At 39.9% G+C, this 17,093-nt stretch carries 12 protein-coding genes; 8 read left to right on the top strand and 4 right to left on the bottom strand.

Going from position 1 to position 17,093, the window contains the following annotated elements:
• Positions 1 to 224 precede the first annotated feature (224 nt).
• A complete protein-coding gene (locus tag M23134_RS38045; protein WP_002696688.1) occupies positions 225 to 3,719 on the bottom strand; it encodes a M43 family zinc metalloprotease in 3,495 nt (1,164 codons plus the stop codon).
• Positions 3,720 to 4,885: 1,166 nt separating this feature from the next.
• Here M23134_RS38045 and M23134_RS12810 point away from each other — a divergent pair.
• Positions 4,886 to 5,914 (top strand): hypothetical protein, encoded by a 1,029-nt coding sequence (locus M23134_RS12810; RefSeq protein ID WP_045113503.1) that lies wholly within the window; start codon positions 4,886 to 4,888, stop codon positions 5,912 to 5,914.
• Between the two features lie 67 nt (positions 5,915 to 5,981).
• On the opposite strand, the gene M23134_RS12805 is transcribed toward M23134_RS12810, so the two are convergent.
• Positions 5,982 to 6,698, bottom strand: coding sequence for a DUF4328 domain-containing protein (locus M23134_RS12805; protein ID WP_002696685.1), 717 nt, complete (start codon positions 6,696 to 6,698; stop codon positions 5,982 to 5,984).
• 314 nt (positions 6,699 to 7,012) lie between these two features.
• Positions 7,013 to 7,828, bottom strand: a complete 816-nt coding sequence (locus M23134_RS12800) for a 2,3,4,5-tetrahydropyridine-2,6-dicarboxylate N-succinyltransferase (RefSeq protein ID WP_002696683.1) — start codon at positions 7,826 to 7,828, stop codon at positions 7,013 to 7,015.
• A 303-nt stretch (positions 7,829 to 8,131) separates the two neighbouring features.
• Between M23134_RS12800 and M23134_RS12795 the strand changes: the two genes are divergently transcribed.
• Together M23134_RS12795 and pfkA are read left to right on the top strand one after the other, a co-directional pair.
• Positions 8,132 to 8,536 (top strand): hypothetical protein, encoded by a 405-nt coding sequence (locus M23134_RS12795; RefSeq protein WP_002696681.1) that lies wholly within the window; start codon positions 8,132 to 8,134, stop codon positions 8,534 to 8,536.
• Positions 8,537 to 8,898: 362 nt separating this feature from the next.
• Positions 8,899 to 9,870, top strand: coding sequence for a 6-phosphofructokinase (gene pfkA, locus M23134_RS12790; protein WP_045113502.1), 972 nt, complete (start codon positions 8,899 to 8,901; stop codon positions 9,868 to 9,870).
• Between the two features lie 253 nt (positions 9,871 to 10,123).
• Here the strand turns inward: pfkA and M23134_RS12785 are convergent, their stop codons facing one another.
• Entirely contained in the window at positions 10,124 to 11,062 is a 939-nt protein-coding gene (locus tag M23134_RS12785) for a bestrophin family protein (protein WP_002696675.1), read from the bottom strand.
• A gap of 878 nt (positions 11,063 to 11,940) precedes the next feature.
• Between M23134_RS12785 and M23134_RS12780 the strand changes: the two genes are divergently transcribed.
• The 5 genes from M23134_RS12780 (at position 11,941) to M23134_RS12760 (ending at position 16,806) form a co-directional block, all read left to right on the top strand.
• Positions 11,941 to 13,578: a GMC oxidoreductase gene (locus M23134_RS12780; protein ID WP_045113501.1), complete on the top strand. Its 1,638-nt coding sequence runs from the start codon at positions 11,941 to 11,943 to the stop codon at positions 13,576 to 13,578.
• A gap of 538 nt (positions 13,579 to 14,116) precedes the next feature.
• Positions 14,117 to 14,392 (top strand): hypothetical protein, encoded by a 276-nt coding sequence (locus M23134_RS12775; RefSeq protein ID WP_002696666.1) that lies wholly within the window; start codon positions 14,117 to 14,119, stop codon positions 14,390 to 14,392.
• A 106-nt stretch (positions 14,393 to 14,498) separates the two neighbouring features.
• Positions 14,499 to 15,479: a bestrophin family protein gene (locus M23134_RS12770; RefSeq protein ID WP_002696665.1), complete on the top strand. Its 981-nt coding sequence runs from the start codon at positions 14,499 to 14,501 to the stop codon at positions 15,477 to 15,479.
• A gap of 623 nt (positions 15,480 to 16,102) precedes the next feature.
• Positions 16,103 to 16,537, top strand: a complete 435-nt coding sequence (locus M23134_RS12765) for an ABA4-like family protein (RefSeq protein ID WP_002696663.1) — start codon at positions 16,103 to 16,105, stop codon at positions 16,535 to 16,537.
• Between the two features lie 32 nt (positions 16,538 to 16,569).
• Entirely contained in the window at positions 16,570 to 16,806 is a 237-nt protein-coding gene (locus M23134_RS12760; protein ID WP_002696661.1) for a hypothetical protein, read from the top strand.
• Positions 16,807 to 17,093: the final 287 nt, after the last annotated feature.

Here is a 17,093-nt window from a genome sequence, read left to right as displayed (position 1 = left end):
GAATTAATTGCGTTGCTCACTGTATCACAGGACGAGCTCCAAGCTTTTTTCTCAATTAACTTTGTAGGGTTTGGACTTTGTTCTACGGTTTCGAACACCTATTTTAGAACATGTCACTAAGCATTACATTGTTATGCTGCCACAAGTAAAGTGATATATAAAAAAGAAGACCTTTGAACATACAAAGGTCTTCTTTTTTGTTTCCAAATTTTGCTCTCAGAGTATCATTTCACTACAAACCTCATAGTATGTACAGTCTCTCCCAAAGTTGTCCTCAATAGGTATATTCCAGCTTTATAATTAGCCGTATTGATTTTGATCAACTTTTCATTCTTCTTCTCTTCTTTACTGTTTGCCCTATCTATGACATTCCCCAGTAAGTCAATCACTTTTATATTTACAGCTCCCTTTTGAGTCGTATTTGTGTTTACTTTCAGGTATAGCGTGCCTCCCTTTTTCACTGGGTTAGGATAAGCAAATACCACCAAGTCGTTGCCCTCTGCACGGTTAGCAGCCCTTGTATTGGCAGTAGTACCTAGTGCTATATTTAGTGTATAGTCTTCTACTTCGCCATAACTAAAACTACCACAAGCAGTTGTGCTTCGGTAAGATACCTTGATCCTCATATTGGTGCTGCCAAGTACTGCATTTGCAGGAATGGTTACCGTAGCTACTGCCACCAGGTTGCCAGTTTTATTCATTGCTATAGTTTCGCCACTATCATCAAAATCACCATCCTGATTCCAGTCTACCCACGCATACATTTCATCATCGCTACCATCTCTATACCCCTCTATTTCTACTCTTAGGTTATGACTACTGTTTCTGGCAACTGTAGTAGAAATGTATCTATAGTCCTGATAACCAATTGCACCTCGGTCAGAAGAATTATTAATGGCTCCTAATTGAACTTTGGTAATGGCTTCTGGACCATTATTTCCTTTAGCAGTACAATACACCCTGTCATCGGCAGATAATAATGTACCTGCAACAATAGACTGATCAGGAATAGCTGAAACTGCACAAGATAAGAACTGTAATACTTTTCCATCTGAACTTACCTTCATTTCTATCCAACCATAGTGCATTCTGCCCGAACGTTGAAAACGAATGCCAATATATTGTCTTTTTCCTCTCCAGGCCTGATAAACATCAGAGTCAATCATATGTTGTCCTCTGCCTAAATGATACTGTCTACCTTTTTTCCAAGAACTGCTTGGACCTATTTTTATGCCATAACCCAATGGAGTTAGTTCATAGTTATCGTTGGCGATGGCATCTTTTCGCCAGGAAATAAACTTGAGACCAGGCACTGACGATTGTCCTGTTTTATAAAGCTGCAATTGGTAAGTGACTTGTGCACGTGAAAGGCTCTGGTGAGAGGTTAATAAGGAAAAGTTTGCTGAATTGGGTGACCCTTGATTTAAATCCATGACCTCATTTTCTAATGTTTTGATAAAGCTTTTCCCTAAAAACTCCATATTAAGCGTATATTTTGAGGCAATTATTGTCGCCGCATTACCAGAAGTAAAAGCTGCATTCAAAAACTCCAGTTCAATATTGTTCCGATAGTCCCAGCCTTGGTTGGCACTATGCCCTTGATAGGTAGAATTACCCTTCATTTTCAAGCGGGCACGTTTAGAATCAAGTACGTTTACCTCAAAAATAAGCCCGGCAGGTACATTTTTAATAGTATAATGAGTACCTGACGTCAATACTCCCCTGTTAGCAAACGATGCATTCTTAAGTTCTACCAAAATGTCGTTTGCCATTGCTCCATCGTTGGTTTTAGCTTCTACAAACCTGTCGTTATAATAAACCACCATAGGTTTGGTGATAGTAGTTGTCATAGAAGCTCCAGGTTTCTCCCTCAATCCATAAGCAATTCCTTTTACATACGAACCGTCTGCTGATGCCTCCAAAAGCAGCCAACCATAAAGATAAGAATTATTGATGGTAGGAATACGAATGGCTGCATAAGCGGTTTTGCCTCGCCAGGCAGTATACCCAGGGCTTGTAATAATGGGCAACTGATCGGTCACGCCTGCCCGACCTTGCCAAGTACCGGCTGAGGTTGCCGAAATGGTAGTATTTTCTGACAAAACCCGTACTTGTTTGGTATTGGTATTGCACAATACTTCCAGGTTGGTTTCATAATTATCCAACGTAACTTGGTCACCATCAAAGTTTCTTAATAAAACACTGAACTTGCCCCCAATAGCAAATGACTCAAAAGAGCTATTTTGTGGCAGTCTATTTGGAGTAGTGTACCCCATTTCTATGTGTTTAGAAAACACCTCATAGTATCTGCCATAAGCCTCAAGAAAATCTATAGTATAAGTACCTGTAACATGAGTTAGTTGTGAAACCCCTCCTATAATAGCTGGATTTAATAAAGTCACAGTAAAATTGGTCGAGTTGGCTTTGTTGTGCTGATTTGCTTTTCCTGCCAAGGAAATTTCTGCCATTGTTTGATCAATCACATTGATATTGACTGTTAAACCCGCTGGAACCCCGCTTACCGCGTAGTGCACTCCCTGCTGCAATGCTCCCAATCTGGCAAACTGTACTCCTTCAGCTTTGATTTTTCTTTTATTTAGTATTTTGCCGTCATTATCAAAATGCTCAACCAAGTTGAGGTATTTATCCTGATCGCTGTCGGTAATTTGCTGATATGTAAAAACAACCCTGCGATTTGCAGGCATGGTAACCGTACCAGTAGCTATCAGATTGTCGTTTGCCCACAGTGTTTTTCTTGCCTCATGCAAATCAAGAAACCCTTCCATACGTGTAACCTGCCCTTGGGTAAACATGGCTTCGCAAGGGTTATAGTCCATGTGATTTTGCACATTGATAAATTCATTGAAGCAGTTCTGTAGGTCAGTATTCACACTACAGTCTCCCGATACCTCTCCTCCCGTGGTGGCAGGTGTATCGCTTACTTTATCGCCTTCTCCTCTGGTACATCCTCCTTTAAAAGTGTGTTCTAATCCTAAAAAATGCCCAAACTCATGAGTTAAAGAGGAAGCAGGAGGAGTATACAACAAATATTTACCATTATACACTACTCTGGCAGTGCCTTCTTCAGACATACCTGTAGATGGCAACCAAGCAGTACCCGAATTGGTAGTACTACCCGATTTTAAAATCAATTGAATGTGCACATTCATGTACTTAAAGTTGTTCCAGGCATAACGGGCAATGTCCTTATCTCTGGTACCGTTCAAGGCAAAACCTTCTTGGTACTCATGGTAAATAATACCAGTAGTTGTGTTGCCTTTGGGGTCAATTTGAGCCAACCGAAACTCTACATCCATCCTACCCTCAATACTTTGAAAACGAGGGTTTACAGGGTCGTTGCCTCCTTTAAAATTGGCATTGACAGCTTCTAGAGCTTCTTTTACAATGGCATCGTTTACAGGGTATACTTTTCCACTGTTTCCTTTCCATTCTGTGCCATATATATGAAAAACTACCGGAATGACATACCTCGGATTTCCTGCCGCTTTTTGCTGTTTGGTTACCCTATGGGCTTCATTGGTTCGGCTACGAAAATACTGCTGAAGGGCTCCTTCAAACGCCTTAGAGTTTGGGGTAGCTGTCTGCTGATACAAGCAACTTTCATTGTTTTGACGTTGGTTTTGTGCCTGTGCAGGCATGGCAACAAAGAGGTAAGACAGCAATGTAGCTGCCCACAATTTTACAATAAATGTTTTCATTATTAATACATTAAAGACGTGTAGTATAAATTGGAATAGTACAGAAGTATCTCACATGGATGACTCCTGAATTGATTTTCTGACTTTTGTCAGTACATAAAGTTTGGGTGAACTCTCACAACTACCTGAAGAATAACCTGTGAAAATAAAGTGGTCCGATGGTGTAAGGCATTGAGTCGTTGGATTATAAAAAACCAAGCCTACAAACGCTTAAATACCAGTAAGTTTCAAAGTGATTTTTTGCCATGCCAATGGCCTGAACCATTCACTGCGTGGAGCGTACCGCAAGTAGTGTAAGGCTGTTTTTTCAAAAAGGACACAACAACTGGAAGTTACATTTCCTGAATCAGATTATTTTGTTGGATTACTAAGCAAGTACAAACCAAGCTATTGTATCTTGCATTAAAGCAAGTATATAATAAGATGGTCTTGGGCAATACCTTGGAGTTACAAACAATTAGTGAGTGATGCTCCATTGTCGGGGTAATACAAAACTTGAGGTAATGATCAAGTTTAAAGAGGGGGGCTTAATTGGTTAATTAAAACTTTGAGCGCAATCGTTTGCTGTCTCATAAGTTGTTTTTGGTATAAGGTCAACTGATAAAAAATTAACATGATAATATTATTAAAAGTGTGTAATATAATTTTATTATGAGCCTAATGTAATAATTCAATATACTGAGCCATCACTCAAGTACACATTTTTCAGGAACAGGTTAATAAAGTACAAATAGCTGACAATTTAGTATAACTTTATACTGCTTACCACGCTACCTTTACATACAATTACATGCTATATACCTTCAGACAAGGGCAGTAAAAAAGATAAAAAAACACGCAAAACAGTATCTATCCAAACTTTATTCTGTACAAGTTTTTATTTGACATATATCAATCATTATTTGTTTTTTTACGGTAAAAACTCAATTTAACCACACATTATTTTACAATACAGGCTTTATGCTTTTGTTTAAAAAACACTTCACCGCCTGCTATACACTATCAAAAAACACCCACCCCCCCCCCTGTCATCCCATTACACAAATTACAAAACCCGATTTAATCCAAATAATATCTTATTAAAGATTACATAACACACACTTTATTCTGTCAGAGTTATTTTTCACTACATTCACGCCTTTCTTTACTTAACCCAATCAAATACAATGAAAAATTACACGCTAATCTTGGCTGTTTTGATGCTTGCAATAGTGGGTTGTCAAAACAGTGAAACACCCACCCCCACTCATCAAACAGTTGCTCAAATACCAGGCAATGCACCTTCTGTACGGCAGTCGGCTGCTTTTTATGCTCACCTGGCTTTTCAGCATGCGCCTGTTCACTATCAAGACGTTGATCGTACTGGATCGCACGGCTTGAGCGGTAAGGCTGACTACATTACAGCAGTAGATTTTGATGGTGACCTCAACTCTAGCAACAACTGGAACAACATTGCCAATAATGCTTATAAGGCGCAAGCCCATGCGTATTATTCGGTGGTGGAGACTTCTACTCATTATTTTATCATTTATGCGTTTTTTCATCCCCGTGACTGGACTGATAATTGGTTTTTGTATCGTTTTGATGAACACGAAAATGATTTGGAAGGTTTGTTAACTATTGTAAAAAAAGATGGCAGTACTTATGGCAAAGCCGAAGGAGCTATTACAGTTTTTCACCGCGATTTTTACTCTTACAAAGCACCTGGATCATCACTTACTAATGGTGATGAAGACATTGATGGCACTTTTACTACCCAATATTATGGAGGGGTGTATCGTTTTAAAACTTCGCAAGAGGCCAAAGGACATGGTTTAAAGGCACACGCCAAGCAAAAGCCAGGGGGCAGTGATTATGTGGTATATTACCCAAGTAAAACTACCAGCGAAGTGCCTGACGATATTTATGACCGTCACGTAAAATACAAATTAGTGAATATGTTTGGAGCAGATGGTTTGTGGACGAATCGCTTCAACACTGCTTTTTTGACCAATGCCAAGAGCTTTCCAAGTACTTACGGAAATGGTTCGGCAAATGCTCCGTGGAACTGGGACGACCACAACGATGGTGGTGGGCAAGGTTTATTACATGGAGGAATGGCTTATTACCCTGCCGAATTGGTAGCTGCTTATTTCAATGGATTGGGCTCGTTTAGCAAGCAATATATTTATAACCCTTATTTGGGGATTGAATAAAAGTTTAACATAAAAAAATCCTGAGATGGTTTAATCTCAGGATTTTTTTATGCTAATTATCTATGTCTTAAAAATTCTCATGCATACCTTCATCTGAACGGTCAGTACCTATGTTGTTGATCTGATCTTCGTAAGAGAACTCCATTAAGGCTGGTTCTACCCTGGCATACTCTCTAATTACTTGTACTACCAAAAAAGCAGCTATGATGCCTAATACATGTTGCGCTATACTCATGATGGTGACCACTTGTATTTCAGCTATTTCTTTGGCGTTCATTGCCAATCTGAAGCTCACCTGCCCCAAGACACTCTTAAGTATCCAGGCAGCCCACCAAACCCCTAAAACAGACGTAGAAAGTTGCCCTTTGTCTTTGAACTCGTGGGTTGCCAAAAGCTCAGCTGTTTCTTCATACAATTCTTTCATTATTTGAAAAGGGCGAAACAAGTTTAAAAATGGCACAAACCAAGCACCCGCTGCCCAACCTTCCGAATGGTTCAAATGATCAACTCTTTGGTGCAGATTGTAGTAGGCACGGCGAAACCATTGGATAAAAGTAATGCCCGAAATAGTGAGTACAATCAAATACACTATGGCCACCAAACGTTCTCGGGCATCGTTGGCGTTGGCTTCTTCAATTGTAACGGATGCTCCTGCCACAGCTGACTGAATAAGGTCATACTGTAAGTAACTGGAAATTAAAGCTATAACCTCAACAACCATCACTACCCAGATTAAAGTAATGGCTGTTTTTGCCCGTTGATCATTGGGTTTTAAATTGTTCATAAATCTCTTATTTTAAGTTTAATACACTTATTAAAAAACATAGAGGTTAATTATTTTTGTTGGATAAAACTTGGTGAATAACAACGACTCACTATTTTGTTATTTAAACTTATTCAATTTATATTTTGAACGTGCCCCACAGCAATTTAGTTATTTAAAGTTTTTAGTTCTGTTACCAACATATTTTATAGCCAATGACCACCAAACGACAAAAGTAACCTTTGTAAAAAATTGGTGTAAGCCACAAAAAAAGCGACAAGTCATGATGTATGACTTGTCGCTTATTGCTTCTTCCTTTGTGTCTTTGTCTTTGCTTAAACGGCTACATTATTCTCGCGCAAGGCATCGTTTAACGAAGTTTTGAGGTCGGTACTGGCTTTACGTTGGCCAATAATCAAAGCAGTAGGAACCTGGAACTCTCCAGCAGGGAACTTTTTAGTATAAGTCCCAGGAATCACTACTGATCTTTCGGGTACATACCCCTTATATTCTACAGGCTGGTCGCCAGTTACATCTATTACTTTGGTGCTTCCGGTAATGGTTACATTGGCACCCAATACGGCTTCTTTGCCTACCCGCACCCCTTCTACTATGATGCAACGCGAACCAATAAAAGCGCCATCTTCTATAATAACGGGGGCTGCTTGTACAGGTTCTAACACACCACCCAAACCTACACCACCACTTAGGTGTACGTTTTTGCCTACTTGAGCACAACTGCCTACAGTAGCCCAAGTGTCTACCATAGTACCAGAGTCGACATAAGCTCCAATGTTTACATAAGAAGGCATCATCACTACCCCCTTGGCTACATACGCTCCATGACGTGCCAATGCGTGAGGTACCACACGTACTCCTAGCCCGGCATAGTCGTTTTTCAAAGGAATTTTGTCGTGAAACTCAAACGGACCTACCTTGATGGTTTCCATTTTACGCGTAGGAAAATACATAATTACTGCCTTCTTAATCCATTCATTTACCTTCCAGCCATCAGAGGTTGGCTCGGCTACCCTCAACGCTCCTTTATCCAGTTTTTCAATAATGGTGTTGATAGTTTCTACAGTGTCGGCTTGTTGCAAAAGGCTACGGTCTTCCCACGCCTTTTCTATCAAAGTTTGAATATCGTTCATGATTTGTTTTTATTACAGCGACAAGGCATAAGCTTCAAGCAGCAAGGTTTACCATACTATACCAAAACCCCTTGTGTACACTTGTAGCTTGTCGCTTGATTCTTATAGCTATTATGGTTTTAAAATTAGCACATTCGCCTATAAGTTTCTAACAGAACAGGTATTTTTCTGAAAAACAGATTTTTTTATTTTTTTATTTTCACGTCAAATATTTTACCTTGTAGTAGAGTTGGATCAGATGCCAATTTCATTTATTCAATTCATCTAAAATAATTGTAAATCTTCACTTAACTTTCAAACATTATGGTTGACCAATTAGCCAAAGAAATTGCGGCACACGCAAGTATCAACGAGGAACAAGGTAAAATTGCAGCAGAAATTGCCATTGAGTTTATCAAGAAAAGAGTTGCCGATAAGGTAGATCAAAAGGTAAACGAAGTACTCACCCTTACCTCGGCTACTATAAAAGCCGAAGTATATGAGGCTGTCACTGGAGAACCTAAAGAAACTTTCATGGAAAAAGCGTCTGAGATGACTAACGATGCTAAAGAAAAAATAGGAGAGTTTGCCGGAGACGCCAAAGAAAAAATAGGAGAGTTTGCCGACACTGCCCGTAACTTTTTTTCTAACCGTTTTGGCAAAAAAGAGGAAGAAAAGAAAGACGACGACAAAAAAACAGACGATAAGATTGCAGAGAAAAAAGACTAATCCTAATAGTCTATAGCATTCGGTCGATAGTCAATAGCTTTTACAGCCTAAAGGCCCTTAGCTTTAGGCTGGTTTGCAAGCATGCTACCTGTTTTATAATACATTGATTTTTAAGGGTTTATAAAATCGGCAGATGGAAGCAGTTTCTTGTGAGTATCAACAACTAATATTGCATCGAGAAGCAATGTAAAGCTTTTTAGATTAAAGTTTTGTTTTTTTACAAAACTATCGAATACAAGGCACCAGGCACTCCCTGGTGCCTTTTGTTATAAGGGGCAATTGTTTTAAATTCATATTTCCATAACTTTGGCAAGAGTTGCGTAACAAACGATGAAATAGGCAATTTGTATAAATTTATTTTTATGAAACGAGTAGCAGTATTTACCTCAGGAGGCGATGCGCCAGGAATGAACGCTTGTATAAGAGCAGTGGTGCGTACCGCCATTTATAACAACATAGAAGTATATGGCATTATGCGCGGCTACGAAGGAATGATCAAAGGGCGCATTCACCGGATGGAGTCTAAATCGGTAAGTAATATTATACAACAAGGGGGCACGATCTTAAAGTCGGCCCGTAGTGCTGAGTTTCGTACTTATGAAGGACGCAAACAAGCTTATCAACAACTTAAGCATTTTGACATTGATGGCTTGGTGGCCGTTGGTGGCGATGGTACTTTTACTGGTGCCAAGGTGTTTCACGAAGAGTTTGGTATGCCCACAGTGGGTTGCCCTGGTACTATCGATAACGATATTTATGGGACTGACTATACCATTGGCTACGATACAGCAGTAAATACTGCCCTGGAAGCTATAGATAAAATTCGCGATACCGCTGACTCGCATAACCGGGTGTTTTTTGTGGAGGTAATGGGGCGTGACTCAGGCTATATTGCCATTCAGTCGGGGATTGGAGGCGGCGCCGAAATAGTGATGGTACCCGAAACCGAAACTACCATTGCCCAAGTAATAGAAACCTTACAAAAAGGCAGGCTCAACCATAAATCTTCTTCTATTGTAATTGTAGCTGAAGGCGATGAAGAGGGCAACGCAACCGATATTGCCGCCAAAGTAATGGATGCAACCGAAGGGTTAGACATTAAGGTAACTACTTTGGGGCATATTCAACGGGGAGGCTCACCTACAGCTCAAGATCGAATTCTTGCCAGTAGAACGGGGATTGGTGCAGTAGAAGGGCTACTTGCGGGCAAAAGTAGTGTAATGGCTGGGGTAAAAAACAACAAATTGGTATACACACCTTTTGAAGATGCCATTGATAAAAACAAGCCTATTGAGGATGAACTCATTAAACTGGTAGATGTACTAAGTATTTGATATGCAGCACATTGCTGTTTTCTTAAAATCTTAAGTGGTTAAAGTTTTACAGGGTCGCCTAATTTTAATGTTTTCCCAAACACTGACTCGCTTCTTGTAATTAGTGTTTGGGAAATTTGTTTTAGCCTCCCTGATCATTGGTTACCAGTAATATAAAAGGCGAACACTTACTCTAATCGTCTTCTCCTAATTCACAAGTTTATCAATAAAACAGGGCGTATCTACACACCAGGTTAGCATTGTAGGCGCTTGCTTACATCAATACTCCATTGACTGCCCTGAGTGGTTTGGGCAGTTCAGTTTCTTTGAGCTGCTCTCTCAGGTCTATTTCTATAGTGCGACACATAGACGTCATAGGAATGTCATTGATTCCGTTCGAAAAAGGATCTTCGGTATAGTGCCCCACTTGCTCAAGTACTGTGAATATCCAAGAAACCAATACCGCCAAAGGAATCGTCATCCAGTGCAATATATCTACAAAGCCAAAAGGCAACAAACACACAAAAACCCAAACAAATACTTTGGTAAAAAAAGCGTATTGACGAGGCAAAGGGGTGTTTTTGATGCGTTCGCACTTGCCTTGTAAGTCATACATAACATTGAGCGAGCGGTCTAGTTCCATGTGTCTAAAATCGTCAATCAATCCTACACTTCGGGCATATTGCAGGCGTTCTCCCTGAAGCTGGTTCAATTGGGTAGGTTTATTTTGCTTGAGGTTTATTTCTTTGAGTTCTTCTTCTGAAATAAAATGGATTAACTCGTACCAACAGGTTTCATTGAGCAAGTCTTCGCGACGTAAATGCAAACGCAGGGCGTTGAGCCAGGCAAGGTGTCGATATACCAGCTCTTTCTGAAGTGTTTTCGCGTTTTCTTCACTCATATCACCTTGGGCAAACTGTGTAGTAACAAATGTAGTAACCTGACGGGCAAATGAGCGGCTGGTGTTTACAATGCCTCCCCATATCTTACGGGCTTCCCAAAAACGATCATAGGCTGAATTGTTGCGAAAACCTAGCAAGATGGCAACCGCTGTGCCCAGAGTACCTAATGGCAAAAAAGGTATAGCTACTTGCTTTACCCCATAATGTAAGTAAACAATACAAACCAAAGTAGCCAAAATGGTAAAGATGAAGAGGTTTTTCCAGGCAAAACCCAAAATTACCCTGAATGAGATAGTTTTATTGATATACATTCTGTTGTGTGAGTTACAATGTAAAAGCCACAAAGCACAAGTTGTAAAGAGTGAGAGACAGGCAATCCTGTAGTGTAGGATTTCGACTACTCTTCAACAAGCAATGCTATACAACCAAAATTAACAGAACATTCCGTAAAACCCAAACTCCTCCTTGTGACCCTATGTGTCAAGGCTTATTACCACCCTGACACATACAGATGATAAATTTCGTAATAGATAAATTTGAGAAACTATTACTATAATATCACTGAAAACCTGAAAATCAATTATTTACAATTTACCAAGGGGTGTTCCAGAATAAATTTACATTCTTAATTTCGTCTTTTAACTTGGTATAACTATGAAATATTTTGTCAAACGCCAGAAGTTTATTCCTAACATAAAAGTTATGGTTAAAAAAAATCTGGCACAAACAAAGGATTATTTAAAAGTATTGAAAGTATGAAAAAGGGAGCCAGACTTATAAGCTTGTAGTCTACGGAAGCTACATGTTTATCCAAACTTCATTGGAAACAAGCCATGCTGCTTTGAACAAACAGGAACATATAAGCCAAGTTAAAGAACGACACCAAGTATGGCTTATTTTAAACACTTTTTTACAGGGTTTAAGGATAAATATGCTCATAAGTTCAAAGCCCTGGCTTTGAGATATGAAAGTTGGGGCAAGGTTGATTACCAATGCAATATATTGTTGTCTCTGTCATGCTTTTAAGAAAGCCCAGGTATAAATCTTAAAACTAAAAAAAGACCTCACCGCAGAACGAAGCTCAAGCTTTGTATAGCTAATCTACTGAACTTTGTCTCTGATCGTTGTGCTTTTTTGGGTTACTTTATTTTTCCATTTTACTAAACAATTTCATAAATAAAATTCTATCATGTCAAAACTATCACGCCGACGATTTCTCGGCTTATCAGCTATGGGAAGTGCCTCTGTAATGGGATTAACCACTATTAGTCTTGCCAATTGTTTTAACCCTACCTTGCCTCAAAAAGAAAAAAACCGCAACGAAACTACCCACTTCACCTCCATTGTTATAGGAACTGGCTATGGAGGGGCAGTATCGGCTTTACGCCTGGGAGAGGCTGGAGTAGATACCTTAATGCTGGAAATGGGGCAACTGTGGGACAAACCTGGTCCTGATGGAAAAGTGTTTTGCAAAATGACCAAACCAGACGGACGAGCTATGTGGTTTAAGAACCGTACAGAAGCTCCTTTGAGTTCTTTTTTGTGGATAGACGCTATCAATCGTCCCATTGACTATTATGCCGGAGTACTCGACCGTATTAATTACCCCAATATGTCGGTATATGTTGGGCGAGGCGTAGGAGGAGGTTCACTGGTGAACGGTGGCATGGCTGTAACCCCTCCTATGAACTATTTTCAGGAAATTTTGCCAGAAGTAAATACTCATGAAATGTATAATAAGTATTTTCCTCGCGCCAATCAAAAGCTTCAGGTAAATACCATTCCTAATACTTTACTGGAAAACTCTCCTTACTATCGTTTTACCAGAGTGGGTCGTCAACAAGCAGAAAAAGCTGGTTTTAAAACTGTAACAGTGCCTAATATTTATGACTATAACTATATGCAGCAGGAAGAAGCAGGTAAAGTACATAAATCAGCTTTTGGCAAAGAGGTGATTTATGGCAACAACGGAGGCAAGCGTAGCTTAGACAAAACCTACCTGGCTGACGCTTTGGGAACAGGCAAAGTAACTCTTAAATATTTGCACCGGGTGGATGCCATTACCCAAAACTCTCAGGGGTTATACCAGATAGACGTTTCTGAAATAAACACTTCAGGGGCAACCGTTGCCAAAAAAACTTTTACTTGCAAACACTTATTTATGTGTGCCGGGTCGGTTGGCTCTACCGAAATGCTGGTACGTGCCCGCGAAACGGGTAAACTACCTTCGTTGCCAAGTGAGGTAGGCACTCATTGGGGCAATAATGGCAATGTAATGACTGCCCGTGCCAACCATATGTGGCACCCTACCGGCACCAAACAATCTACCATTCCGGCAATGGGCATCAACGATTGGGACAATGCAAGTAATCCGGTATTTGCCGAAATAGCTCCATTGCCCACTGGGTTCGAGACCTGGATCAGTTTGTACCTAGCCATTACCAAAAACCCTGAAAGAGGACATTTTGAGTACGATGCTACCAAGCAACAAGCTGTGTTACGCTGGGGAGCACATCAAAGTCAACCATCGATCAATTCTGCCAAAGCCATGTTTGACAAAATAAACAAAGCAAATACTACCATATACCGTTATGACTTATTTGGCAATAACAAGGCTTTTGCTGATGATTTTACTTACCATCCGTTGGGGGGTTGTGTGTTGGGCAAAGCTACCGATTTGTATGGTCGGATAAAGGGATACTCAAATTTGTATGTAAATGACGGAGCACTTGTTCCAGGCAATACTGGTGTAAACCCATTTATAACCATCACGGCAATGGCCGAACGTAATATAGAAAAGATAATTCAAGAGGATATGCTTAAATAAAAGTTGTAAGCAATTAGTCATAAGTAGTAAGCAGCCCTGACAGGGGCAAGTCCATAGATGCCAATGTATATCGGTGCTTCAAGTTGCGCCCTGTTCCATAGGTAACTAACAAATTTATAGTACGCTTATTTTCAATAGATTATGAATTTGTTAGTTAGTAGCTTTTTACCTTTTCAAATAAATATTTGGGTTACTTTGATTACAAAGCATGCGCTTCCTGCTTTTGTTTTTAGTGGTATTCCATCTATTCATTTTAATGCGTAACTTTGTTCTTAGTAACGGACAAAAAATAACCCCTGATGAAGTGGGACTGTAAGCTTTCTGTTTTGGAAATGACCTTTACCATCGATACCTTGTAATCTTTATCACTCGTAACACCACGAATCAAGTGAGGGATTCAAGCACTACAAAGCTAAAGCTGTGCTGAACTCTGCCAGAGGCTAAATGCCTTGCTTTGACAGCAAATTTCTATCTCCAAACGGATATCTTATTTTTCAACCGTTACTTAATAAAAAACCAAACATAAAATTTAATAAAAATGATAGGAGCACTGGGAATTTTGGTGGCTATTGGAGGCTTTTTGTTTTTGTGGGCTATGTTGAGCTACCACACAATGAATAAGATAAAACATCAACTGGATGAAATAAAAGAAAACATGGAGCAACTGAGCCAAACAAATGATGTAGCCAGCATAGAACAGTTGAAAATATACCAGAAACGTTACTCAGCAAAAAAATACGACTATAACGAAATGGTCAACGAAATGCCTTCGAAAATGGTAGCCATGGTGTTTAAGCTTAAGCCAGTTTCTTAGTACCAATGGCAACAATTTAATTCGGGAGGTAGTATTATTACATATAGCCTGATGACTACCGCTAGGTAGCAACGGCTCAACTCACAATCAAAAACTAAAGCAAAAGATGCCCGATAATAGACAAGGAATGTCACGCCTTGAATGGTATTTCAATAAATTGATTTGGAATACCCACATGCTGCACGAGTTATGGCAAGGCTTACTTGTGATTGCTGTTTATACCTTCGCCTTGGTATATTTTAAAGTAAACATTTGGTCAGAGCCCTCTACCATGGTACACTCTATTTTGGGGCTTGCCCTGGGGTTGTTACTGGTGTTTAGAACCAATACGGCGTATGACCGCTGGTGGGAAGGACGCAAGCTTCTAGGAGCCTTGGTAAACAACTCACGCAATATTGCCATCAAAATAAGTACTTATTTTGACACAGCCGAAGACAAAGAGTATATGAGCAGGATGGCATCGGCTTATGCTTTTGCATTGAAAAGCCACTTGCGTGACAGTGACGCTGCCAAACGTATTTTTGACTTGCACTTGATTACCGAAACTGAGTACCAACGCTTTAGAAAGCTCAAGCATGTACCCAATGAAATTGCCCGTTGCATGTACGCATTGGCTACCCAACGTTATAATGAGGGTAATCTGAAAGAAATGCAGTTTCTAAGCTTTGAAAAACACCTGGCTGCCCTGACCGATATTATTGGTGGGTGTGAACGCATCAAAAAAACGCCTATGCCATTGGCTTATGGTATTCACTTAAGGCAGTTTCTCAACTTGTATATATTTTCATTGCCATTCAATCTGGTACACGCCCTTGGCTATTGGACAGTACCTTTGCTGGCGGTTACTTATTATGCATTGGCGGGGCTCAAAGAAATTGGAGAAGAAATAGAAGAACCTTTTGGAACAGATAACAACGACTTGCCAGTCAATCAAATAGCCCACACCATTTATAATAATATTTATGAAACTACAGGTGTTACACAACCCAAGATTTTTGATGAGGTGAGCGAAACTCACGAAAATGAAGTAAACCATGATGCACAAGTACCCCGGTTTGACAAACAAGAGCTGATAGATAGACCATAGAAAGGTTCTGGGGACTAGTACTCTGGACACTAAATATGTAAAGCACTATTTCGCGCCTTTTGTTCAATAGCTTCTCTTAAAAAATATCCCATAGCTACGGCTATGCTCAATTTTTGAAGATCGCCAGTAACCAAAACCGAGCTTTTCGCGAGCTCAACGTAGTTAATTCATCAAAATCTCTACTTTACCTACTTAGAAGCCAGAGTGCTAGGTGTTAGGTTCTAGATACGTCTTGCAACTACGGGTGCAAGTCCTTAGATGTCGATGCATATCGGTGCTTTAAGCCACAAGTGCACCTTGTTTAACTTCTTGAGCTCACCACATCAAACTCCAGATTCAGCTCATCGGTAACTACACTTTTTCTATTACGTTGATTTTTGGCGATTTGCTAAAAACCATAGCTAGAGGTGTTGACAGGAACAAGTTTTAGGTTTTGAGGAGTCATGGTGGCGTACTGCACACCACCATATTTACATTTAATACCAAAGGGCAGGGTTTTAAACAAACCTTGCCCTTTTTTGGTTTATATTGTCCTGTCTTAATAAAAATTTGTTTAGTAGTTTGGGCAGTAATTTTTAGCCCTAAAGACAACGCTTTAAACAAACCCTAAATCAAAAAAACCTATGCTTGAAAATTTATTTACACTTGTAAACACGGTAGCACTTGTTGGTTGGTTGTTGTTGATATTTGCCCCAGGCTGGCAGTGGACCAGGCGTATTGTACTTTCATTGGGTATATCGCTGTTTTTTGCGATCATTTATATCGTAATGTTTGCCCTCAATATTGCCGCTTTTAAGCTAGATAGCTTTAGTACCCTGGCGGGGGTCATGGATTTATTTAAGGCCCCTCAAGCAGTGCTCATTGGTTGGGTACACTACCTTGCTTTCGACTTATTTGTGGGTTGTTGGGAGGTAAGCAACGCCCAAAGAACGGGCGTCCCTCATAAGTTTGTGATTCCTTGTTTGCTTTTTACTTTTATGTTGGGTCCTACCGGATTACTCATGTATTGGGTAGTGCGCCAATTAACCGTCAAGCCCAAGTTGGAGGCTAATTTTTAAAACTTAACCTCTGACTGGTTGGTTAGCATACTATGAGCGAACAAGAAATACAAAACCTGATTAAATTACTGAAAAGCGATGAAACTCAATATTGGGAAATCGCTTTTCAGATAATGAAAGGAACCGGAGTACCCAACCATCCTGAAGTGTACCGTTATGCCACCAACAATAACCATAAAGTATTGCTGAGTTATCAGCATAACCTGTTGCATCAGTTAAGCCAGCAATACCCTTCGCGTAAGCCTAGAAGAAACAAGAAAAAGTGGTAGGCGGTTCTCATCTCCTACTGCTTTTTTTGTGTGTATTTTGGATTCCTCCATTCCTCTTTTTTGCATTTCCCCTATAAATATCACCTCTGCCCTTTTTATTTTGCAGCACACAGTTTAGTTCACAACCCACTGTTTTACAAAACTTTAAAATCAGAAACAGTACTTCCCGATAAGCTCACACACCGTACTTATAGGCAGATTCCTCATCAATATAAAGTTTTGTCTACTTTTGGAACATCCTCGCTAAGCGTATGCTTAAAGCGTTGTCTTCAGAGGTAAAAATGATG

The sequence above is a fragment of the Microscilla marina ATCC 23134 genome, assembly GCF_000169175.1.
Taxonomy (GTDB): domain Bacteria; phylum Bacteroidota; class Bacteroidia; order Cytophagales; family Microscillaceae; genus Microscilla; species Microscilla marina.
Note: the sequence above shows the minus strand (reverse complement) of the source record. Positions and strands in the feature narration are given on the sequence as shown.